This is a genomic window from Sphingopyxis sp. P1IMeth2 (assembly GCF_900185685.1).
Lineage (GTDB): Bacteria > Pseudomonadota > Alphaproteobacteria > Sphingomonadales > Sphingomonadaceae > Sphingopyxis > Sphingopyxis terrae_A.
Genome location: NZ_FYAT01000001.1, coordinates 976,569 through 999,480, shown reverse-complemented (window position 1 = coordinate 999,480; position 22,912 = coordinate 976,569). Strand labels below are relative to the sequence as shown.

Here is a 22,912-nt window from a genome sequence, read left to right as displayed (position 1 = left end):
GCGGCTTTGAGCGCTGCACAGAAACCGCTTCGCCGTCATGGCGACCGGATCCGCCGGTAGGATTTGTCCAGCGTAACGGCTCGCCGGCGACATGCTGTTTCGCGCTAGGCGGCACCAGACCCAGCTCCTTTCAACAAAGAAAGGGCTCGCCCGAGGGCGAGCCCTTTCGGATTCCCGACAATCACTGCCGTGAACCCATTCTCCGCTCGGGGTCGCGACGAGCTTCGAATATCGTCTATTGTCAATCGGGGCCGGAGCATTTTGACCCTGCTCCGGCCCCAGCTGCATGTTGCCTTTGATCGGGGTAGAATGATCAGAAGGCGATCCGCGCGGTCACGCGTGCGCCATGGGTGTTGCGATCGCCGGCCAGCGTGCCGCTATAGGCGGCGCCGATCCGGAAATTGCCCGCGCTGTAATCGAAGCCCGCTTCGATCTCGGCCGAATTCTTCGGGATCGGCGTGCCGATCAGGGCGAAGCTGCCGCCCCCGGTGGTGAAGGCCGCGGCCACCGGCGCACCGCGGTCGCCCGAAGCCCGGTTCCACGCGGCCGACACATAGGGCTGGAAGCCCTCACCGATGTTGAACCGTGCGCGGCCGCCCAGGCTGACGAAGGTCGTTTCCTGCTTCGCCGCCGCGATCGAAAGCGCGGCATTGCCGCCGGCTTCGGCAAAGGCGTCGCTCTTGGTGCGGACATGGGCGAGACGGAAGAAGGGCGTCAGTGCAAGGTTGCCCGTCCGCACGTCATAACCAAGTTCGCCGAAGATCTGCATCGTGTCCGCATCGCGCTTCGACGTCAGCGTCTGCGCCAGCGTCGCGACGCTGATCGAACGACTGGTGTCGATATCGTGCCAACCATAGGCAAGGCCGGCGGCGGCGCGAGCGCCCTCACCCGTGCCATAGCTGACATGCGCGGCCAGATATTTGCTGTCCGCCTGTGCATGGTCGTTGCGGCCGCCGAGACGGAAATCGCTGTCGCCGATCCCTGCTGAGATTGCCGCCGCGAAGCCGTTGCCGCCATAGCCGAAGCCGGTAACGAAGCCCTTGTGGTCGGTATCCATGCCAAAGCGTCCACCCTTGGCATCGAAATCGCCCCAGCCGCCGAAGGCCGAACCCCAGAGGAAGAGGCCGGCCTCGGCCGGACCCGACATGCTGTACAACGCATTGCGCAGGTGCCGGCTATCGTCGGTCAGCCCGCTGAGCGTGCTGGCAAGAATTTCACCTGAGAGATCACCAAAGGCGGCCTGCGCGCCGGCGGCATTCTGGTTGACCACCGCTTCGAACAGCGGATCGTCGATGCCGCGCGACTGGACCGCCGCGGCAACGCTGGCCTGGTTGAAGCCGATCGCCACGTCGGCGAAATCGACGTCGTTTCGATAGAGCGACAGCGTCACCGAATTGGCGCCGTAACGCAGCAGCGGATCGAGGAAGGCCAGGTCGCTGGTCACCGAACCGAAGGTGCCGTCGATCCCGCCCGCACCCGTCAGGATCACATAGTCGGTGCGGCCGTTATAGTCGCCGTCCTCTGCAAGCACGGCCACGCTCGCATCGCTGTCGATGGTGACGAGGCCCGTCGCATCGACGCGGTCACCCGCACCCGCGGCATTGACCTCCACCTCATAGACCGAACCGGCTGCGAAATTGAGATCGCCGTTGACGGTAAGGCGCCCGATCGAATTGCCCGGCGTCAACTTGCCGTCGCCATTGATCGTCGTCGTGCCGACGCTGCCGTTGCCGCCCAGCGCGCCGCCCGCATTGACGGTGACGTCGGAGACGATCGATCCGTTGACGGCAAGCTTGCCGCCATCGACGGTCGTCGGGCCGGTATAATCGCTGTCGCCCGACAGGTTGAGCGTGCCGTCGCCCGATTTGACGAAGCCGCCGCTTCCCGAAATGGTGCCGGCAAATTCGCTGTTGTCGTCCTGATCGACGGTCAGTTGATTGTCGCCAAGCTCGACTTGGGCGCCGCTCTCGCCAGCAAGGCCGCCGATCGTCTGGTCCTTTCCGGTGATGTCGAGCGACCCGCCTTCACCCAGATTGAAGTCGGTACCGGGGTCGATCGTCCCGCCGATCCGCACCGCGCCTCCGAAGATGTTGGTCACGCCCTGGAAGCCATAGTCACCCATGAAGGTCAGCGTGCCATCACCCAGCTTGTCGAGCGTGCCGCTACCCGAAAAGGCGCCGAGGAAGTCGTAGTCGTCCGAACGGTTGAAAACGAAACGCCCGTCGTTGACGATGTCGCCGGCGAAGCTGCCTTCGGTGCCGCCCGCGCCGAGTTCGAAAAAGCCGTCGCCCTCGGTCTTCACATCGCCCTGAAGCAGGCCGGTGAGGACAAGGCCGCCGTTCGACACGATCGTCCCGCCGGTGTGCGCCACCGTATCGGTATCGACGGTAAAGACCGCATCGCCGATCAACTGCAGCTTGCCGCTGCCGCTGATCGTCAGTTCGTCAAGGTTCGAGACGGTCTCATCGTCGCCGAAGTTGAGCACGAGCAAGCCGTTGGTCGTCACCGCCGGGGTAAGGATGGGCGATTCCGCGCCGTCTTCGCCAACCACTTCATTGACCTGCAACGCAGCGCCTTCATCGATCACGACGTTGCCGAATTCGCCGACCATGCCGCTGGTCGACCAATAGCCCGCAGCGACCGTCAGCGCTTCAAAACCCGATACCGCAGTCAGTTGCTGCGCCTCGGTCAGTTCAAGGATGTCGCCATCGAGCACCAGATTGTCTTCGCCCGCCCCGGCATCGATCAGGCCATCGACGGCGCTCCCGGTCTTCAGCGTCACCACATCGTCATACGCATCGAGCTGGATTGCGACGCCATTTCCGCCGCTCAGCGTGCCCGCATTGGTGACGTTCGACTGGACATGGGCAATGATCGCCGCGCCATCGGTGCTGGTGATCGTCCCGCTGTTGATGAAATTGCCGAGCAGGCCGGGCGTATCGGCAAGGTCGCTCTGAATGAGGACGCCGCCGGTGGTGCCGGTGATCGTGCCCGCATTGTCGACGGTGCCGCCGCCCGACAGGATGATACCGAACCGGTCGCCACCGATCGTTCCGCTCGCGCTGTTGACGACATTGGCCGCAAAGCTCTCGCCATCCTGTCCGTCATAGGCGTACATCGACACGCCATCGGCAAAGGAAGCCCCCGCACCGGTAATGGTGCCGCTGTTGGTTACGGTGCCGCCGCCGATCAGACGGACGCCATCGTTCGATTCTCCGCTGATCGTGCCGCTGTTCTCGACCGTGGTTCCGATCGCGATGCCGACCAGATCGCCAATATCGTCATCGAATTGATAGGCGGTGGTGATCCCTGCGCCCGCGCCCGAGATGGTGCCGCTGTTCTTCACGCTCGACGCTGCGGTCGTGATCGTGATCCCGGCGTCGGGCGCGGCGGCGAAGCCGTCGTAGCTGCCGTTGCCGCGGATCGTCCCGGCATTGTCCACCGCGAGCGTCCCGGTCGCATTGGAATAGATGCCCGACGTCGCGCCCTCGATCGTTCCGCCTTCCAGATTGGTAACGATGGCGTCGGCACGCGATCCTTGCGAAACCGCGGCACCGAAGTCGCTGAGGATCGTGCCGCTGTTTTCGAGCGTGGCGCTCGACATGTCGCTGCCAAAGCCCACGCCATAGCCGTCGCCGCCGCTGCCGCCCAGGTCTCCCGTGCCGTGGATCAGCCCGCTGTTGACGACGCTGGCCGTCAGCCCGCTGCGATCCTCGCCCGGCGCGCTATTGAGTGCGGTCCCCTGGATGAACATGCCGCCGACGACGCCGACGATCTCGCCCGCGTTATCGACCGAACCGCCGCCCGACAGGATGATGCCGAAGCGCTGCCCGGCGATCGAGCCGCCGTCCTGATTGGTCACGCTAGCCGCATAATCCTCGTTCGCCTGGTCGGCATAGCCATACATCGAGACGCCGTCGGCGTCGACGCGGCCGGCGCCGCTGATCGTGCCCGAATTGGTCACGCTGCCGCCGCCGATCAGGCGGACGCCGTCGTTGCTCTCGCCTGCGATCGTGCCGCTGTTGACGATCTCGGTATCGGTCGCGCGACCCTCAAGCTGTCCGGTTTCGGGGTTGAAATAATAGGCCGTGGTGATACCGGCGCCGGCGCCCGAGATGGTGCCGCTGTTGTCGATCGTCGATGGAGCCCCCGCGAGGGTGACGCCGGCATGGGGCGACGCGTCGAAGCCGTCGTAATTGCCATTGCCGCGGATCGTACCCGCGTTGACCAGATCAATGCCTCCTTCGTCGTCGTGGACGCCGATCGTTGCACCCTCGATCATTCCGTCTTCGGAATTGATTATCGAGAGGCGGCCGTACGAGCCGTTGGCGACAGCATAACCCGTCGTCCCCACGAGACTGCCGCTGTTAACGAGTTCGGACGATTCGAGGTTGCCGCCGAAGGTGATGGCATTGCCACCCGAAATCGTCCCGCTGTTCGTCACCGACGCGGTTTTGCCCGTTTCCTCCACGGTATTGGTCTGAATAAAGAGGCCGCCCGTATTGCCGTTGATCAGCCCTTCATTCTCGACGACGCCCCCGCCCGAAATGATCGCGCCGAAGCGATCGCCCCGGATCGTGCCGTCCTCGCTATTCGCGATCGTACCGATGGCCGTGACCCCCGACAGATCCTGCCCGGCAAAACTGAACATCGACACGCCGTCGGCGAGCGTCGAGGGCGTGCTGGCGACGCCTTCGATCGTGCCGCTGTTGGTGACGCTGCCGCCACCGATCAGGCGGACACCATCGTCGGTCTCGCCGCGGATAAGCCCGCTGTTGGTTACCGCGGTATTGACGGCATCATGCACCGACACGCCCGGCGCGGTCTGAAGCGCGTTCGTCGTAATTCCAAAGGTCTTGCCGCTGATCGTGCCGCTGTTGTTGATGACGGCATCGGCGCTCTGGATGTTGACGCCGATCTGGCTCTGGCTCTGGATCAGCCCGGCGTTGGTGAGGGTCAGCGTACTGGGTCCGGCCGTAACCGCATTGCCCCCGGCCAGAATCTGGCCGTCCTCGGTATTGTCGATGACAAGCGCCCCGGCCGATGAGCCCAGAATACCCAGTACCTGTCCGTTGATGGTGCCGCTGTTTTCGATCGTGACGGTTTCGAGCGACCCCGTCGCGACGATGCCAAGGAAACCCTGCACCAGACCCGTGTTGGTCAACGTCGCGCTGCGGCCTTCCTGGGCCGGCGTCGCTCCCATCACGATGGCGATCGGCGTCTGGGCACCCGGAATGGCCGGATTAAACTGCCCCGTGGTGCGGATGATGCCGCTGTTTTCGATCGTTCCGCCGCCCGACAGGACCACCCCGAACGTCTGCCCCTCGATCACGCCGTCGCTGTTGTTGACGATCGATCCGACGCCCGCAACCCCCTCGGCGATCCGGTCGGGAAATTCGGCGATCGCGACGCCGATGCCGTTGATCCCGCTGCCCGGCGCGCCATTGGCGCCGCGGATGGTGCCATCGTTGGTGACGCTGCCGCCGCCGACGAGCGAGACGCCCGCGCCAGCTTCGCCGCTGATCAGGCCGGTGTTGACGACGATTGTGTCGGCGGCGCGCGCTTCGGGCGGCAATGCGTCGTCGTTTGCGTCTTCGCTGAAGAAATAGGAAGTGGCAATGCCGTTTGCGGCGCCGCTGATTTCACCGCTGTTGGTAATGACCGATCCCGGCTGCGCGATGACGATGCCACCGGCTGGCCGGCTGTCCAGCCCCGCAGGCGAAAAGCCGTTGCCGCGGATCGTCCCGGCATTGTCGACGATGACTGTGCCATTATCCGCGTAGATACCGATGTCGTTACCAACGATTTCCTCGTCCTCGCCGACATTGATCTCGACCGTCCCGGGTTGGTCCACATGTACGCCGAAAGCGGGGGTCTGTTCCTGCGCATGGGCGGCAGCGCCCAGTTGCAGGATCGAAAGTCCGGCGATCGCGCTCGTCGCGAGCAGGCGCGATTTTGAATTATTCGATACCATCTGGAATTCCCCTTGGTTCACCATAGTGCGCGAAGGGGTGCCGGCGGACGCGCAGCGTCACCGTGTATAACCCTCCACCATGTTCATGCGCCCCGCATGGCCGAATGACGCCTCGCCTTCGACCTTTACGAGGCCAGCTAGGGGACCGCGGGAGCGAGCGTCTACCCAATGTTTTTTAGGGTCGCCGGTTTCGTGAGGGACGTTCGTCTTGCCAGGCGCGGAAAACCGCGGCGACACGCCACCACATTGATTTCAATGAAATTTGACTTTGACTTAACAGATGGCGACGAACGTCAATCATGCCACACCGATTTCGCGCCATCCTCCACCTGCTCGCGCTGCTTGCCGCTTTCGGGTTTACCGAAGCGCGCGCAGCCGAGCTCCCGCTTCTCGATTTGCAGGCGGAAAAGGACGCGCCATCGCTCACCCCATATGTCCGCTATGCCAGGAATCTCGGCGATCCGGCGGCAATCGGCCTTGACCGTCTGCTCGGCTCGCCGCTCGTGCCGATCCGCGGACAGGCGACCCATTTCGGCCCGCCGGGAACCAAGACTACGGCCCTTCTTCGCGTGCGTAATGCCGGGGACAAGAGTGCGGCATGGATATTCACGACCGGGCGCGGTTCGCTCAAATATTTTCGGCTCTACGAGGTTCAGGACGGACGCTTCGATCTGACTGTCGATGGTGCCGACGCCGCTTCAGCGAGCCGCAACTTGCGAACCTATCAGGCGTTCAGCAGCGAATTGGTGCTCGATCCGGGCCAGGAGAAAATCCTCGTCATCGACTTTCTGTCCGAAAACTCGACTTACATGCCGCTGAGGATCGAAACCTACGGCAGCTTCTTCAAGGCGAGACGCGAAAATATCGCAATGGTGTCGGGCGTCGTGATAGCGGTTGTCGTGCTGATCCTGCTCAATTTTCTCTTCTTCTCGATCACCGGTCACCGCGAATTCATCTGGCTCGCGATCGCGCAGGCCTTTTTCGCCCTCAACACCGTCCATTCGGAGGGCTATTTCACCATCTTCTTCCTCGCCGACAACCCGCTCCTTGGGGTCGCCATTGAGGAGATCTTCAAATGCGGCTTCGCTGCCGCCATGGCTCAGTTCGGCCGCAGCTTCGTCGGCACCCGGCAGCGCTTTCCGAAGCGCGATCTTGTGCTTCGCACCCTGATCGGCGCGGCGCTTGCGATCATGCTGCTCCAGCCCGGGCTTTGGCTCTATCCACCGGGCCTGCGCAGTGCTCTCCACATCGGCGGCTGGTTTGTCGCGGTCGCGGTGGCGTTGTTCCTGCCCTTCATCGGCTTCGCCGCCATGAAGCAACTGGGGCGTCAGCTCTGGCCGCTGTTTGTCGGCTGGGGCAGCCTCGCCGCTTTCATCATCTATGCCGCCGTGGCTTCGATGGGGATTTTCTCGTGGCTACCGATCAACTGGCATCTTTCGGGGCCCGTGGGGCTCTTCGAATCGCTGATGGTAACACTTGCTCTCGGGCTCAATCTCAAGAAGATTCAAGGCGACAAGCTAGAGGCTGACTCCAACTATGCTCGCTCGATGGAAGAACGCGTGGCGATTAGCGAGCAAGCGGCGCGACTGGCCAAGGAAAAAGCCTTCGCGCTTGAGACGGTCAACAGCCAGAACGCTCTTTTGCACGCCTCGGGGCATGACAGCCGCCAGGTAATCCTCGCGCTCAACAGCGCGATCGGCGTGCTGAAGCGCGGCGATGGCGCGAGTGCGCATGGCGAATTGACGGCCATGCTGCAAAGCTCTGCCGACTATCTGAACGAGATCGTCTCGACGACGATCTCGGGTGCCAATATCGTCGGGGACGACACCGACTTCCTCGCGCTGTCAAGCTTTCGGGCGCAGGCGCTCGTCGAGCCGCTGGCCATGATGTTCCGCACCCCCTTTGCGGGCAAAAAGCTGACACTGACCGTTCAAGTCGAAGGAGAGGTGACCCTGGTGTCCGACAAGCCTCTGCTGATGCGCGCGCTGGCAAACCTGCTCAGCAATTGCTATCATTATACCGAGCGCGGTGGCGCCAGCCTGACTATCGGTACGGAAGCGAGCGGCGCGGCAATCCATATCCGCGACAGCGGCCGGGGCATGTCCCCGGCGATCTTGCACGCGCTGAACGGCGACGACACGGGGCGGCTGCGCGGGCATGCAGATGTGGGCGGCACCGGCTCGGGATTTCGGTCCGCCAAGCGGCTCATCGAACGTCTGTCGGGTTCGCTGGAAATCCTGTCTTCGGATTCGAGCGGAACCCTTATCCGAATTCTTCTGCCCTGCGCTTGGCCGGAGGTGACGCCGTGCGACGCAGAGACGATCCAGGCAGGCCTTCCAGACTGGCAACTTCTCGACTTTGACCAGCGCGCAGCGTTCGAAACCGGGCTGGCCGCCGCGACCGTCGCGAAGCGGCAGATAATCGCCTTGAGCTATGACGACACAACGGTCACGCGCAGCCGGCTGAGAAATCAGGTCGGCTTGATGATCATCAAGCCAATTTGCCGCGAGTTGCTTGGCCACCCCGTTTTTGCAGCGAGATCAGAGAATGTTTAGCTCCTGCGCGCGTTCGACGATCTTGCGGTTGTTGGCCACCTCGAGCTTGCGCCGGAGTTCGGCGATGTGAAAAGAGACAGTCGGCTGCGCGATTGACAGTCGGTAGGCAATTTCCTTGTTGCTCTCGCCCTGGGCCAGGTAATGAAGAATCGCCATTTGCCGTGAAGAAAGGGTGACGGGGGGCTGGCGATAGCGACCGAGCGCGTCCCGCATGTGCGGAGAAATATAGAGCTCGCCTGCGAGCGCCGCCTCGCAAGCAGCGATGACTTCTTCGGCCGGATCCGCTTTGCTCACCACGGCTCGAGCGCCGAGTTTCAGCGCATATTCTACCTCGCCATAAGCATTTTCGCCCGTCAGGATGATCACCGTCATGTCGCGCGAACCAACGATCTCAGCAAGGATGTTGATGCCTTTCACATCGGGTATGTTGAGGTCCAGGATGACCAGATCGACTGGCTGCGACTGGACGAAGGCCGCCACCGTAGCGCCGCGATCGAGGGCACCCACGACGATATATTCGGGATAGGCCTGAAATAGCATCCGCAAGCCGGCCTGCGTGATCTGGTGATCGTCAACGATCAGAATCTTTTGTTCGCCAGCCATCCCGCCCGTTCCGAAGCCTCGATCGCATCGTCGATGCCCGAAACAGGCGATTTTTCACACTCAAATTAATTTTGGATCGGGCCGACTGCAGATCCGAAAGCCTCAACGGCCTTTCCGCGGCGACGGAGCCGAGCCGCAGCCGCCTCATCGACCCTCCTCCATTGGCTCGAACATAAGATCGCGGGTCACGATCACGCGGAAGCCAAAGCCCGGCCGTATCCGGATGGTCGGCGCGATTGCGAGCTCGCGCTCGACGAGCCTGCGCCCGGTCTGGCCGAAGCTGTCCTGTGCGCCCTCGCGGACCGCCCGGACCAGTTCATCATCTCGGCCCGATCCAAGTTCGGCACCAGCCCCCAGCAAGGTCGAAACGAAGGCCGCTCGCAGCATCCTGCCCCAATGATGGTCGGTTCGATCGGCGAGCCCCGACATCCCGGCCGCGTCGGCGCCCGGCTGGCGATCGAGCATGATCGAGCGCCCGCCCGGAAGGATCAGCCGATCCCATGCGAGAAGGACCCGGCTCTGGCCGGGCGCGACCTCGCTGTCATAGGTGCCGATTAGCCTCGCCCCCTGCGGGATGAGCAGATGGCGTCCCGTCGGGCTATCGAAGATGTTCTGGGTAACCTGCGCGGTGATCTGACCCGGCAGATCCGAATGGATGCCGGTGATCAATGCGGCCGGAATGACGCTGCCCGCCTGCAATATATAAGGCGAAGCCGGGGTGCGGATCCGCTCAGCACTTTCGGCATGTTCCGCGCGCGGCGCAAGGAACCCGGTTCTTCCCGCGGGCGCAATTGATGAAACATCCGGTTCCGCGAGCCCCGTCGATCCAGGCACGGGAGCCGAAGTCCCCGTCGCAGCGCCGAAAAGACGACTTGACCGCGCCGTCTCTCGTTCTTGCTGTGTCCGCTGAAGCGCCTGCTGACCTGCATCGGGAGGCGGCTCTACCGGTCCTGTCGCCGGCTCGGGTAGCGACTTTCCATCGCGCTGCGCCGATATGATCGACCGCCCGAGATCGCCGGACAGATGAGGCCCGAGCTTCGGCATGACAGTATAATCTTTCGGCGCCCCGGTTACGGTCTCGGAGCGGCTGCTGGCCGCCGCATCGTAAAGATTTTCCGGCGTCTCATGTGCGGTCGGCCTAAGCGCGTAGAGAAGCGCGCCGCCGATCGCGGCGCCCGCCGCGCCGCCCGCGATCACCAGCGCCTTTCGCGACAGGCGCATGACGCGCGGCGGGTCGGCGGCAAGCCGAAAGGGTTCGGCGGCAGCGGGGTCTGGATCTGGCAAGTCCGCCGCCGGGATCTGCCGCTGGCTGCCGGTCATGACGCGCTCCGTCCGCGCTTGATGCGAACGGATTTAGCGGCCCGCCCAGCGCCGAGCCGCAGCTCGGCGCGCTCGAACAGGCGATCGACGACGATATAGCGGCCTTCGACCCGGTAGTTGACGAGCTCCGCCTGATCCTTTTCGTCCAGGATGAAGAGCGGCGGCATGTCACCCGCCGCAATGCTCTCGCCGAACTCGACGAATGTCTGCCGGCCGTCATCGAAGACGCGTACCGGGCGCCACGGCACGCGATCACCCGACAATTTATAGGCGAAGCTGAGCGACGGCAGCGCGATGCCGGCAGCAACCGGCGCAGACCGAGCCGCCTCCGCTTCGGCGCGCTTCACCGCCAGCAGTTCGTCGGCGGGATAGGTCCATGAGACCGACGCCATATAGGCGGACGGCGTCGCGCGCAGCTCGACATGGTAGGTCCGCCGGTCGGTGTTGATGATCATGTTGGTCGTGATGTCGGAGCGCACCGGCTTTACGAGCAAATGAACGCGGCGCCTCGCGCCGGTGCCGCTCACCGTGTCGCCGATGATCCAGCGCACCGTATCGCCCGCGGCGACCGGCCCGGGTCCGACCAGCTGCTCGCCTTCCTGCAGCACGATATCGGTGATCTGCCCCGGCGCGGCATAGACCTGGTAGAGCGCGCCATCGGTCCATGCATATTGCTGGATCGCGTTTCGGAAAGCCTGCCGGTCGGGCTCCACGCGCGCGTTCGCGTTGGCGCGCCCGACCTGCTGCCGGGGGTCGGCGGGCTCGCTCGCCCAAGCGGTCGGGATCGCCAGCGCGAGAGCCAGCGAAATGGCGGAAATTCTGATCATTGATCAAGCTCCTTGGACCATGAAATAGCGGACACGAAGACTCCGACGGGGTTGCGGCGCAGCGCCTCTGGCGTGCGCGGGGGCGTCAGGGTCACGGTCAGGATCGCTGACCATCGCGAGGTCTCGACGAGGCTGCCGTCCTGATAGCGGCGTTCGGACCAGGCGATGCGGAAGCTGTTCTTCGACGCGCGGATCACGCTCGAGACATCGACCGAGACCTGGAGCTTGCCGACCTCGGCGAACGGATCATTGTTGCGGGCGTAATCATTGAGTGCCTGCGCCCCGGTCGCACTCGTGAAATCATAAGCGGAAAGCCAGTGTTTGCGCAGAACCACCGGATCGGCGGGAATGCTGCGCACATGCTCGATGAAGCGCGCGAGGTGAAAGGCGATCTGCGGGTCCGCCGGCGTCCAGTCGGCGTCGGCTGGGGCAATCGCCCTCGCTTCGCCAAACTTGTCCACCTCGACCACCCAGGGGGTGACCGTCCCGCGCGCCGACTGCCAGACAAGTCCTGCGGCAAGGCCGCCCGACAAGGCGAGACAGCCAAAGAAGGCCAGCCGCCAATTTTTCGCCTGGACGCGCGCCGAGCCGATCCTCTCGTCCCAGACCTGCGCCGCGCGCTGGTAGGGGGTGACCGGCTCGGGGGCGCGGCCGTAATGATTATGCGGTCTCTTGAACATGATCGATCAGTCCTTTTCGCTGATGTCTGGGACCCCGCCGCCGCCGTGGCTGTCCCCGCCCTTCAGACTGTGCGCCGCGAGGGCGGCGCCCTGCGCCACCATCTGGCGGCGGCGCATGGCGGCGGCCCATGCAGGCGGTGCGTCGGCGCTGCTCGCGCGGGTCTTGTCCGACGTGCCGGGTCGCGGCGAGCTGGCGCGGCTCGCGGCGGTGCCGGCAACATTGGCAAGGCCGGACCCGATTGCCCTCGCCCCGCGCTTTCCTTCCGTTCCCGCCGCATAGGCGGCCGAGGCGCTTCCGGCACCTCGAGCGCCCGCAGCAGCCGCACTCCGCGCCGCCGCTGCGGCTGCGCCGCCCGCCAGCGTCGCGCCGGCAGCACCCGCGGCAAGGGTCGCGCCCGCCCCGACGGTGGTCGCTGCCGCTGCGCCGGCGCCGAGCTGCGGTCCGCCTGCGACGATGCCATTGGCAATGCCGGGGCCGAAAATGCCGAGCCCGAGGAGCGTCAGCGCCCCGAGCGCGAGCGCCATCGCCTGCTCGATGTCGGGCTCGGGCCCGATGCCTGCGTTGAGGAAACGATCGAATAGCGTCGTCCCGATGCCGGTGATCACCGCAAGCACGAGCACCTTGATCCCCGAGGAAATGATATGTCCGAGCACCCGCTCGGCCATGAAGGCGGTGCGCCCGAAGAAAGCGAAGGGGATGAGCACGAAGCCCGCGAGGGTGACGAGCTTGAATTCCAATATGGTGACGAAGACCTGAACCGCGAGAATGAAGAAAGCGAGAACGACGATCACCCAGGCGACGAGCAGGATCATGATCTGGACGAAATTGGTGAAGACCCCGACCGGTCCCAGAAGATCGGCGGTTGCGTCGAGCAAGGGCTGGGCCGCGTCGAGCCCCGTGGCAGCGACGACGCCGGGGCGCATGAAGTCGCCGATCGCCATCGCCCCGCCGCTCGCCTCGAGACCAAGGCCTGCAAAGCTTTCGAGCATGATCGTCGCCAGGCTCTGGAAGTTGCCGATGATGAAGGCGAAGACGCCGATGTAGAGCGTCTTCTTGACGAGGCGCTGGAGGACATCCTCGTCGGCGCCCCACGCCCAGAAGAGCGCGGCGATCGTCACATCGATGACGATCAGTGTCGAGGAGAGGAAGCCGACCTCGCCGCCCAGCAGGCCGAAGCCGCTGTCGATGTAAGTGGAAAAGACCGACAGAAACTGGTCGATGACCCCGGTATCGTTCATCGCGCACGCCTTTCCTGGCCGAAGAAGTGGCGCCGCTTGGCTTCCCATGCTGCCTCGCATGCGTCGTCGGCGACCGTGACGGTGCGGCAGCGGCGCAGCGTCACGCCAAGACCCGGCCGTGCGTCCGCTGCGAAGATCTGCGGGGGAACGGACGCTGGGGGCGCGGGTGGACCGAGCGCAGCCAGAAGTGCGAGCCCCAGCGCCATGCCGCCGGCGATTGCTCCGGCGATGAGCCTGCCCGCCCGGCCCATCTCAATGGCCCTTGCGAAAGCGGCGGAAGCGTTCGCGGCCTTCGGCCTCCGCGGCCGCAGCGCGCGCGGCATCCAGCATTTCGGCGCGCCCCTGTGCCGCGATTGCGGCGGTGAGATCGCCGAGCTGCTGCGACTGGAGCGCGAGCAGCTGGTTGCCCGCTTGCGCCGCCTGGAGCGCACCGGTCGCCGTCTGGCTCGCGGTGACCAGGGTCCCGATCGACTGGCGCGCGGCGCCCATATTGGTGACGACGCCCGCCTGCACTTTCATCGCATCCTGGAAGGCGGCGACGCTGTCGGCCCAGCGAGCCTCCGCATTGGCGACCATCGCCGCCTGCGGTCCTGAAAGCGCCGAGCCCTTGTAGCGCGCGCCGAAAGCGTTCTGGATATCGCCGACATCGAAGGCGATGCGCTCAGCTTCGCCGAGTAGCGCGCGGGTGCGATCGACCTGGTCCTGCAGCTCCCGCAGCGTCGATGTCGGCAGGCTTTGAAGATTGCGCGCCTCGTTGACGAGCGAGGTTGCCTGGTTCTGGAGCTGCTTGATCTGGTTGTTGATCTGCTCGAGCGTGCGGGCTGCGATCAGGATATTCTGGGCATAATTGCGCGGGTCATGAACGATCCCGCCGATCTGCGCGCTCGCCGGCGCAATGACCGACCCCGCTGGCAAGATGACAATCGCGAGCAGGCCCGCAAATGCCGCGCTGCGATAGATAGACATCGTCATCAGATCTCTCCTTCAGGGGGCTGCGATTTCGAGGTTGCCGAGAAGATCGGCGGCCCATGGGAGGCCGCGGCGGCGCAGCCACGCCGCCGCGAACTGCTGCCGGCCGTGCGCGGCGATGAGTTCGCCGATGCGGACCTGGTCGGACTTCGAGGAGGCGGCGGTGAAGGCGAGCGCGACCTCGCCAAGGCCGAGCTCGAACAGCCGGTTGCCGCGACGCGACTGGCAATAATAGTCGCGCTTCGGCGTCGCCCGGCTCAAAATCTCGATCTGCCGGTCGTTGAGCCCGAAGCGCTCATAGACCCGCGCGATCTGCGGTTCGGCGGCGCGATCATTCGGCAGGAAGATGCGTGTGGGGCAGCTTTCGATGATCGCCGGCGCAATGCTCGACCCTTCGATGTCGGCGAGGCTCTGCGTTGCGAAGATCACGCTCGCATTCTTCTTGCGCAGCGTCTTGAGCCATTCGCGCAGCTGCGCCGCGAAGGCCGTTTGATCGAGAATGAGCCAGCCCTCATCGATGATGATCAGCGTCGGCGAGCCGTCGAGTTTCCCCTCGATGCGGTGAAAGAGATAGGAGAGCACCGTCGCCGCAGAAGAGGCGCCGACCAGGCCTTCGGTTTCGAGCGCCTGCACGCGCGCATTCCCCAGATGCTCGGCCTCGGCGTCGAGCAGCTGGCCCCAGGGCCCTCCGACGAGATAGGGCGCGAGCGCGAGCTTGAGCTCCTGCGACTGGAGCAGCACCGCAAGGCCGGTGAGGGTCCGTTCGCAGGCAGGCGCCGTGGCGAGCGACGTCAGCGCCGACCAGATATGCGCCTTGGCCGAAGGATCGACTTTCACGCCTTCGCCCACGAGCAGCGCCGCGAGCCACCCGGCGGCCCAGGCGCGCTCGGCTGCCTCGTCGATCCGCGCCAGCGGCTGGAGCGCGACAGCCCCGCTGCTGTCGGCGTCGTGGAGCGCGCCGCCAAGATCCTGCCAGTCACCGCCCATTGCGAGCGCGGCGGCGCGGATCGAACCGCCATAATCGAAGGCGAAGATCTGGCTGCCTTTATAACGCCGGAACTGCAGCGCCATCAGCGCGAGGAGCACCGACTTGCCGGCGCCCGTGGGGCCGACGACGAGGCAGTGGCCGACGTCGCCGACGTGCAGCGAAAAACGGAACGGCGTCGAGCCTTCCGTCTTGGCGTAAAGCAAGGGGGCGTCCCCGAAATGCTCGTCCCGTTCCGCCCCCGCCCACACGGCGGAAAGCGGGATCAGGTGCGCGAGATTGAGAGTGGAGATCGGGGGCTGGCGGACATTGGCATAGACATGGCCGGGGAGGCTCCCGAACCAGGCCTCGAGCGCGTTCACGCCTTCGACCGTGCAGGTGAAATCGCGGCTCTGGACGATCTTCTCGACCAGCCGCAGCTTTTCGGCAGCGAGCGCGGGATCGCGGTCCCAGACGGTGATCGTCGCGGTGACATAGGCGATGCCCGCTTCGTCGGCGCCAAGTTCCTGCAACGCCATGTCGGCGTCGGCCGCCTTGTTCGAGGCATCGCTGTCCATCAGCACCGAGGCCTCGTTGGTCATCACCTCCTTGAGGATCGCAGCGACCGATTTGCGCTTCGCGAACCATTGCCGCCGGATCCTGGTCAGCAATTTGGTCGCATCGCTCTTGTCGAGCATGATCGCGCGCGACGACCAGCGATAGCCGAAGGCCTGGCGGTTGAGTTCGTCGAGCAGCCCGGGAAAGGTGACGCTCGGCAAGCCGGTGATGGTGAGCGTGCGCAGGTGATGATCGCCGAGCCGTGGCTCGAGCCCGCCGACAAGCGCTTCGTCGGCAAGCAGTGCATCGAGATAGGCCGGGGTTTCGGGAACGCGGACGCGCTGGACCTTGGTCGAAACGCAGCTGTGCAGATAGGTCAGCGTCTCGCCGTCATCGAGCCATTCGGCCGCGGGCATGAAGGTCTCGGCGAGATGGAGGATGCGCGACGTGCGATCGATGAAGCTTGCGAGCAGTTCCTTGGGATCGACCCCGGACTTGGCACGCCCCTCGTAAAGCCAGGCCTCGGCCCGCGCCGCCTCCTCGGCGGGCGGCATCCACAAGAGGGTCAGATAATAGAAGCTTTCAAAATGCGCCCCTTCCTCGCGAAATTGTTCGCGGCGCTCGGCATCGACCAGCTCGGATACAGCATCGGGAAACTCGGACACCGGATAGGACAGGGCCGGGACGCGCTGCGCCTCGATAAACACCGCCCAGCCCGAGCCCAGTCGCCGCAGCGCGCCGTTGAGCCGCGCAGTGACCGCGACGAGTTCGGCGGGCGTGGCGCTGTCGAGGTCGGGCCCGCGAAAGCGCGCCGTGCGCTGGAAGGCGCCGTCCTTGTTCAGCACCACGCCCTCCGCCACCAGGCAGACCCAAGGGAGAAAATCGGCGAGGCGGGCGGATTTCGATCGATATTCGGCAAGGTTCATCATGGGCGCATCCAGACGGGATATTTGAGATGACGACGGGCGACGTCGACGAATTGGGGGTCGCGGCGCGCGGTCCAGACCGCGAGGCCGTGCCCGACCGCCCAGATCGCGAGGCCGACGACCCAGAGCCGCAGCCCGAGGCCCACGGCACCCGCGAGCGTACCGTTGACGATCGCCAGGCTGCGCGGGGCGCCGCCGAGCAGGATGGGCTCGGCCAGCGCCCGGTGAACGGGCGCGAAATATCCGGGCACCTCTCCTTCCCCGCCCATCAGACGAGCGCCCCGCCGCCAAAGGAGAAGAAGGAGAGGAAGAAACTCGATGCTGCGAAGGCGATCGACAGACCGAACACGATCTGGACGAGCCGGCGGAAGCCGCCCGAGGTGTCGCCGAAGGCGAGGCTGAGCCCGGTCACGATGATGATGATGACCGCGATGATCTTGGCGACCGGTCCCTCGATGCTCTCGAGGATCGACTGCAGCGGTGCTTCCCAGGGCATCGACGAACCGCCCGCCCAGGCCGGTGCGGACATGGCAAGCGAGACAAACAGCGCGGCTGAACCAAGCATGGCGCAGCGCGCGCCATGCCGAAGGGCATGGGTCATCGGGATTCTCCTTCGTGAGTGACAAGCGGGATGAGGCGGTAATCGCCGGACGCGGCATCGATCCCGTCGACGCGCGCGAGCTCGGATAGGCGGCGGCCGCTGCCGTCTCGCGTGAGGACGGCGACAAGGTTGATCGTCTCGGACAGCAGGACCCGCGGCACCGTAACCACCGCCTCCAGGATGAGCTGCTCCATGCGGCGCAGCGCGCCGAGCGCGCTCCCGGCATGGATCGTGCCGATGCCGCCGGGATGTCCGGTCCCCCAGGCCTTGAGGAGATCGAGCGCCTCGGCCCCGCGCACCTCGCCGATGGGGATACGGTCAGGGCGAAGGCGCAGCGACGAACGGACAAGGTCGGAAAGCGACGCGGCTCCGTCCTTCGTCCTCATCGCGACGAGGTTCGGCGCGTTGCATTGCAGCTCGCGCGTGTCCTCGATCAGGACGATCCGGTCATTGCTGCCTGAAATCTCGGCAAGCAGCGCGTTGGTGAGCGTGGTCTTGCCAGTGCCGGTGCCGCCTGCGACCAATATGTTGAGCCGGCCGCGCACCGCGGTGCGCAGGACATCCGCCGCATCTGCGGGCATGATGCCCGAGGCGACATAGTCGCCGAGCGTGAAGACCGCGACCGCCGGCTTGCGGATCGCAAATGCGGGCGCCGTGACGACCGGCGGCAGCAATCCCTCGAAGCGCTCGCCGCCGTCGGGAAGCTCGGCCGAGACACGGGGCGCCGCGCCGTGCACCTCGGCGCCGACATGATGCGCGACGAGACGGATGATGCGCTCGCCATCGGCGAAGCTCAGCCGTTCGCCGCTGTCGCCGATTCCCTGGCCGAGCCGGTCGACCCAGAGCCGGCCATCGGGATTGAGCATGATTTCGGCAACCTCGGGGTCGCCAAGCCATTCGGCAATCGCTGCGCCCATCGCGGTGCGCAGCATGCGCGCGCTGCGTTGCTGTGCTTCGAGCCCGGCAGAATCTGTGCCCATTGCAACCCCGTTCCAGCTGGCCGGACAAGGGCGCCCGGCGCGGCGGGGTCGAGTAAGAGACGCATGAAAGGCGCAAAATCAACAGCGCAATGCGCGCGGCGTACTGTGGCGTAGAAAGACAGGCGCTGGCGTAGGCGCCCCGAAGCGAAGCGGCCGCCAGCAGCCGCCGAATCGCGGCGTGGGGCTTGTGCCGCGCTCCATTTTGACAAGAGTGTAATTATGACTGATTCGGGGTCGCATCCGTCCGACGATGCCGCGTGCTGGGCGCGGCTCACGGACAAGCAGCGTGCTTGTCTCGATCTGCTGCTTGCGCATCAGACCTCGAAGCAGATAGCGCGGCACCTCAATATCTCGAAGCAGGCCGTCGATTTGAGGCTCACGACCGCGCGGCGCATCATGGGAGCAGACAGCCGGGCTGCGGCGGCGGTTCGCTATGCGCGCCTCAAACAGACCTATGATCGAATATCATGTGACGCGGTCATACTAGCCCCGCAGGCCGAACTGCTGCCATCCGATTTTCCGGACGGAGAGTCGGCTGCATTGGCGCTGGCACACAGCGCATCGCTCACCGAGCGGGCTGATGTTGCCGATGCTCCGACCAAGGGTCTCTGGAGGCACGATCACCCCCGCCTGAGCAGGGCCTGGATCATGGCGGCAATGTTTGTTGCTCTGGTCCTGCTCATATTGGCGGGCGTGACGATCGGCGAAACGCTGACACGGCTGATCTCCGGCTGATTCTTTCATCCCGTACAGCAAGGCGCCGGGGTTCATGCTTCCGGCTGAGGAGAAGTCATGTCCAAGGAAATTGCAATTTCGGCCGCGCGCCTGGCGCGCGACGTGCCAGCGGCCGAGTTCAGGCTCGACGAGGCACTCATCGCGGTGTCGACGCTGATGACGAGCGCGGTGGCCGCCCGCCGGGATGTCGTTGGCGTCCCGGCGACGAAGGGTCAGGCGACGATCCGGCGACTGTTGAAGGCGCAGATCGCTCTGGTCGACGCCAGCGGCGACATCCTGCGGGTTCATGGCGCGCTCGCCGAGATCGGGCGCGAGACCGCGGGCTATGATCTGCATGAATGCCCGTCGGTGGCACAGGCCGGAACCAGGGTGCAGGGCGCTGCGGCCTGACCCCGGTTGACCTCGAGCAATGGCCATGAAAGTTTTGCAGCGTGCGTGTCGCCCTGTTTCTAGCTTTCTTGGCCATTGCCGCCGGTTATGCCGTCTGGAAAGGCGGGGGGCCGGAACGGGTGATGGCAGCGATCGCACTGACAATGGTGGGCTTGGACAAACTACTCCACCTTTTCATTCCGCCGAATTTCGTGTCGCTCGACACAGGTCATCTCGTCATCGACCTTTTTGGAGCCGGCTCCACGGTCGCACTTGCGCTCCTGGCGCATCGTTTCTGGCCGCTCTGCATCGCCGTTTTGCATCTGATGCCGCTGCTGGCCCATACGAGCCGCCTGTTGAGCGCGGGGATGCATCCGGCGGCATATCTCGCGATGCAGGTGGCGACCTCATGGCCGGTACCGGCCATCCTCATCCTCGCAACCTGGCGGCACCAGCGTCGGCTGGCACGCGGCATCAGCGAGCCATGCTGGCTGAGTTCATCGCGGCCGTCGACCCCGACAACAGCGCCGCCCTAGCCGAAAAGCTGCTGACAAAGCATGGCTCGCTCGCGCGGCTGCTCGCGCGCCCTCCCGAAGCGCTGGCGCGCACGCTGGGGGAGAACAGCCAGGTCACGGCGATGTTCGTCGCCGCGCGTGCGCTTTCGCTGGAGGCCATGCGCAGTGATTTTGCCCGCCGTGCGATCGATCCGGTCGACCCGCATCTGCTGCAATATCTGCGCGTATCGATGGGGGCGCTGGCCGACGAGACGCTACGCGTCTTGTTCCTCGATGCATCGCGCCATCTGATCGCCGATGAACAATTGCATCATGGAACGGTCCGGCAGCTTGCCTTCTATCCGCGCACCATATTTTATCGGGCATTCGAACTCGGTGCCGCCGCGATCATTCTCGTCCACAACCATCCGAGCGGAAATTCCGCGCCGAGCGAATGCGATGTTGCGGCTACCGAGCGGCTGGCGGAGATCGGCAGCCTGCTCGATGTCGAACTTCTCGAGCATATCGTCGTCACCGCGAGCGACCACCGGATGATCCTGGCAGGCGGCTCGTCCGCAGGCGCGCGGCTTTCACCCAAGATCATCCTCCGTGACGAGGGCGGCGACTGGTCGAGCGCCCCCGATGCGGGCCGGGCGCTCGCCAATGCCCAGCGGACATCGCGGCGCCGGCTGCTACGGCGCCAGCTGGTGGGGGCGCGGGAGCTCTTCGGCGAACCGGCATGGGACATGCTCATCGACCTGTTCATTCATGAGGCGGAGGGAAAGCCCGTGTCGACCAGTTCGCTCTGTATCGGCTCGGGGCTGCCGATGAGCAGCGCGCTGAGGCTGCTTCAGCGACTTTGCGATATGGGACTGGTGACGCGCGAGCCTGACCAGGCCGACGGAAGGCGTAACTTCATCCGGCTGGCACCCGACCTCGGAAACCGGCTGGTGGCCTATTTTGCGGGTGGCGAAGATTGATAGGAGGCGCCCCGTAGCTGTTGCTCTAGTGACGACCGTCCCGAGCTTGATCCTTACCTTGCAGACGGTCGCCGCGCCGATCCAATGCGGCGGCGCGGGCATCGTATCGACCGCCCGCAGGAGCCGCCGCAACCGGCGCCAGCCACGCCCCCATTTGGGAACCCCGCACCGGCTTCATGAGAGCTGCTCGCCTGCGCCGAGCTGGTTAGCGCCGATACCGGCGTCGCTATCAGAGTGGTCCATGACTTGCGGCGGGCGGCGGCAGCTTCCTTGCAGGCTTCGCCTTCTCGGCCGGTGCGGGCTCGCCCCTGCCGGACTGTTCGGCAGGCGCCTTCTCCAGCGATTGATGCCAAAGCGTGGCCTGCGCATGGGCCTCGACGAACGCCGGTTGGCGCGGCTTGCCGCGCTTCGCGATATGATCGGCGGTAAGCCCGATGCGCGCGACGGGGAAGCCATCGGGGAACAGCAAATAGCCCTGATGGCGCGCAAGGCGGAGTTCGCTTTCGAAGACCGCGGGCCGGGTCTGGCGCTGCCGGCCAAGCGTCATCCGCGGCTTGTCATCGCCGTCGCCCAGCGCATTTGTCATGGTGCGAACCTCGACCTCGCAGGTGCCGATCGTCTCGCTCGCCCAGCGCCGGGACTCGCCGTCGGTCACCTGGAGGAAAAGCTTGGTGTTGCAACAGCCGAGCATGGATTCGGCAAGATCGTCGCCGTAGCGATGACGCATCTGCCCGATAGCCTGGAAGGTCAGCACGACCGCCGCCCCGAACTTGCGCCCTTCGGGCAGCAGGCGCGTGAGATTATCGACGCGCGGCAGGTCGGCCAGCTCATCGAGCAGGAACCAGACACGGCGAACCGGCGACGGAGGCAGCGCGAGCATGGCGCTCGCGGCGCATTCGAGCCAGCAGGCGAGCAAGGGCTTCAGCGCCGAAAAATGTTCCTCCTTCCGGGGCACGAAGATCCAGGGCTTCGCGCCCTTCCGATCGTCAAGGCCAGCGATGAATTCGCGAAAGGCGAAGGGCGCCTCGCCCTCCTCGGGCATGCGCAGGAACTGGATCAGGTTCGCGGCCTTGGTAAGCATGAAAAGCACGCTACCGGTGGCTCGGTCGGCGTCGTCGGAGAAGGTGCGGGCCGACGAAGTTTCCTTCAGCCAGCTCTTGAGGTCGTCCTTGTCGAGCGTCTTCAGTGCTTCGAGAAGATCGAGGAGGGTGCATCTTTCCTCTTTCCACAGTTCGCGGATCATGTTGGCGACGAGGATGCGGCTGGTTTCAAGCCAGACGTCCTTGGCCTTGTCACTGGCCTCGGCGATGAGCTGGTGCGCGATGCGATCGGCGTCGGCGGGGTGCGCGATCTCGGCGAAGGGCGACCAATAGGCGCAGCGGGCATCGAACGGGTTGAGAATGATGTCGCCGCACTCGGGGCGGTAATAATGGGCAATGAACTCGCCGCTGGTATCATAGACCAGCGCCGCTTCGCCGCGCGCCGCGATCCCGTCAAGCAGCTGGCGCAGCACCGTCGTCTTGCCGCTGCCGGTCGTGCCGACCATCGCCATGTGCCGGGTTTCGAGGCGGCGGGGAAAGGGGATGCGACCGATAGCCAGCGGATGCGTGCCGGCTTCGGCCCGCGCCTGTTTCGCAAGCTCTGTCTCGCTGGCGACCTTGGTGCCGCCAAGCACATGATCCCGAAGCGCCCCCTCGCGGTGCCGCGCCGCGATGTCACGAAGGAGAGAGAGGCCCGCCAGCCATGCGAGAAAGCCGAGCAGGCTGCCGCGCAGGATGAAAGATTTGGTGATACTGGCCCGTCGGACAAAATAGGGGTCGGCCGCGACGGTGCGAGCCGGGGTCAGATAGTCTCTCCCTTCGTAATGGATCACGATCCCGGGGTCGCCTCGGCTGCCGGCAAACCATGACAAGATTTTCGCATGATAATGGGTGCCGGTATCCTGCACGATATGCGGATCGAGCATCAGATAGGGCGCGGCCAGGCCGCCAAGCGCGATCGACGAAAGCATGATGGCGATGTGCCGTTTGAAACGCCGCGCCTGGCTGAAGCGAAGATGACGGCGTAGCGTCTCGGCATGGAGCCGCCGGTCGTAGGGCTCGCTCATGACCGCTCCCTTGCTGCCGCCCGTTGCCGGT

General features: G+C 65.0%; 18 protein-coding genes. 5 read left to right on the top strand and 13 right to left on the bottom strand.

The window, feature by feature from the left end:
- Nucleotides 1-313: 313 nt before the first annotated feature.
- The gene (locus P1IM2_RS04705) at nt 314-5,974 is read right to left on the bottom strand and encodes an autotransporter outer membrane beta-barrel domain-containing protein (protein WP_186401576.1); all 5,661 of its coding nucleotides are present in this window, start codon (nt 5,972-5,974) and stop codon (nt 314-316) included.
- A 299-nt stretch (nt 5,975-6,273) separates the two neighbouring features.
- Here P1IM2_RS04705 and P1IM2_RS04700 point away from each other — a divergent pair, with 299 nt between their 5' ends.
- Complete coding sequence (locus P1IM2_RS04700; protein ID WP_186401575.1) at nt 6,274-8,529, top strand: sensor histidine kinase; 2,256 nt, start codon at nt 6,274-6,276, stop codon at nt 8,527-8,529.
- On the opposite strand, the gene P1IM2_RS04695 is transcribed toward P1IM2_RS04700, so the two are convergent.
- The 11 genes from P1IM2_RS04695 to trbB form a co-directional block, all read right to left on the bottom strand.
- Nucleotides 8,515-9,132 carry a response regulator transcription factor gene (locus P1IM2_RS04695; protein WP_186401574.1) on the bottom strand — a complete coding sequence of 206 codons (618 nt, stop codon included), beginning with the start codon at nt 9,130-9,132 and terminating at the stop codon, nt 8,515-8,517. The genes P1IM2_RS04700 and P1IM2_RS04695 overlap by 15 nt on opposite strands.
- Before the next feature lie 144 nt (nt 9,133-9,276).
- On the bottom strand, nt 9,277-10,452 hold the full coding sequence (locus tag P1IM2_RS04690; RefSeq protein ID WP_186401573.1) for a TrbI/VirB10 family protein: 1,176 nt from the start codon (nt 10,450-10,452) through the stop codon (nt 9,277-9,279).
- Nucleotides 10,449-11,279 carry a P-type conjugative transfer protein TrbG gene (gene trbG / locus P1IM2_RS04685; protein ID WP_082819877.1) on the bottom strand — a complete coding sequence of 277 codons (831 nt, stop codon included), beginning with the start codon at nt 11,277-11,279 and terminating at the stop codon, nt 10,449-10,451. The genes P1IM2_RS04690 and trbG overlap by 4 nt, the downstream gene beginning before the upstream one ends.
- Nucleotides 11,276-11,959: a conjugal transfer protein TrbF gene (gene trbF, locus P1IM2_RS04680; RefSeq protein ID WP_186401572.1), complete on the bottom strand. Its 684-nt coding sequence runs from the start codon at nt 11,957-11,959 to the stop codon at nt 11,276-11,278. Before trbF ends, trbG begins: the two co-directional genes overlap by 4 nt.
- Before the next feature lie 6 nt (nt 11,960-11,965).
- Nucleotides 11,966-13,198, bottom strand: a complete 1,233-nt coding sequence (gene trbL / locus P1IM2_RS04675; protein WP_186401571.1) for a P-type conjugative transfer protein TrbL — start codon at nt 13,196-13,198, stop codon at nt 11,966-11,968.
- Complete coding sequence (gene trbK-alt / locus P1IM2_RS04670; protein ID WP_254535930.1) at nt 13,195-13,404, bottom strand: putative entry exclusion protein TrbK-alt; 210 nt, start codon at nt 13,402-13,404, stop codon at nt 13,195-13,197. Before trbK-alt ends, trbL begins: the two co-directional genes overlap by 4 nt.
- 46 nt (nt 13,405-13,450) lie before the next feature.
- Nucleotides 13,451-14,170: a P-type conjugative transfer protein TrbJ gene (trbJ, locus tag P1IM2_RS04665; RefSeq protein ID WP_186401569.1), complete on the bottom strand. Its 720-nt coding sequence runs from the start codon at nt 14,168-14,170 to the stop codon at nt 13,451-13,453.
- Between the two features lie 12 nt (nt 14,171-14,182).
- Entirely contained in the window at nt 14,183-16,618 is a 2,436-nt protein-coding gene (trbE, locus tag P1IM2_RS04660) for a conjugal transfer protein TrbE (protein WP_186401568.1), read from the bottom strand.
- Nucleotides 16,615-16,884: a VirB3 family type IV secretion system protein gene (locus P1IM2_RS04655; RefSeq protein WP_186401567.1), complete on the bottom strand. Its 270-nt coding sequence runs from the start codon at nt 16,882-16,884 to the stop codon at nt 16,615-16,617. The genes trbE and P1IM2_RS04655 overlap by 4 nt, the downstream gene beginning before the upstream one ends.
- Nucleotides 16,884-17,216, bottom strand: a complete 333-nt coding sequence (locus P1IM2_RS04650) for a TrbC/VirB2 family protein (RefSeq protein WP_062901512.1) — start codon at nt 17,214-17,216, stop codon at nt 16,884-16,886. The genes P1IM2_RS04655 and P1IM2_RS04650 overlap by 1 nt, the downstream gene beginning before the upstream one ends.
- Nucleotides 17,213-18,148, bottom strand: a complete 936-nt coding sequence (gene trbB / locus P1IM2_RS04645) for a P-type conjugative transfer ATPase TrbB (protein WP_186401672.1) — start codon at nt 18,146-18,148, stop codon at nt 17,213-17,215. The genes P1IM2_RS04650 and trbB overlap by 4 nt, the downstream gene beginning before the upstream one ends.
- A 267-nt stretch (nt 18,149-18,415) precedes the next feature.
- Between trbB and P1IM2_RS04640 the strand changes: the two genes are divergently transcribed.
- The 4 genes from P1IM2_RS04640 to P1IM2_RS04625 all read left to right on the top strand — a co-directional run bounded on the left by P1IM2_RS04640 (nt 18,416) and on the right by P1IM2_RS04625 (nt 20,774).
- Nucleotides 18,416-18,931, top strand: coding sequence for a LuxR C-terminal-related transcriptional regulator (locus tag P1IM2_RS04640; RefSeq protein WP_062901510.1), 516 nt, complete (start codon nt 18,416-18,418; stop codon nt 18,929-18,931).
- A gap of 57 nt (nt 18,932-18,988) precedes the next feature.
- A complete protein-coding gene (locus P1IM2_RS04635) occupies nt 18,989-19,321 on the top strand; it encodes a hypothetical protein (protein WP_186401566.1) in 333 nt (110 codons plus the stop codon).
- A gap of 68 nt (nt 19,322-19,389) precedes the next feature.
- A complete protein-coding gene (locus tag P1IM2_RS04630) occupies nt 19,390-19,836 on the top strand; it encodes a hypothetical protein (RefSeq protein ID WP_062901508.1) in 447 nt (148 codons plus the stop codon).
- The gene (locus P1IM2_RS04625; RefSeq protein WP_186401565.1) at nt 19,785-20,774 is read left to right on the top strand and encodes a JAB domain-containing protein; all 990 of its coding nucleotides are present in this window, start codon (nt 19,785-19,787) and stop codon (nt 20,772-20,774) included. The genes P1IM2_RS04630 and P1IM2_RS04625 overlap by 52 nt, the downstream gene beginning before the upstream one ends.
- A gap of 229 nt (nt 20,775-21,003) precedes the next feature.
- Here the strand turns inward: P1IM2_RS04625 and P1IM2_RS04620 are convergent, their stop codons facing one another.
- Nucleotides 21,004-22,881, bottom strand: a complete 1,878-nt coding sequence (locus tag P1IM2_RS04620) for a type IV secretion system DNA-binding domain-containing protein (RefSeq protein WP_186401564.1) — start codon at nt 22,879-22,881, stop codon at nt 21,004-21,006.
- Nucleotides 22,882-22,912 lie beyond the last annotated feature (31 nt).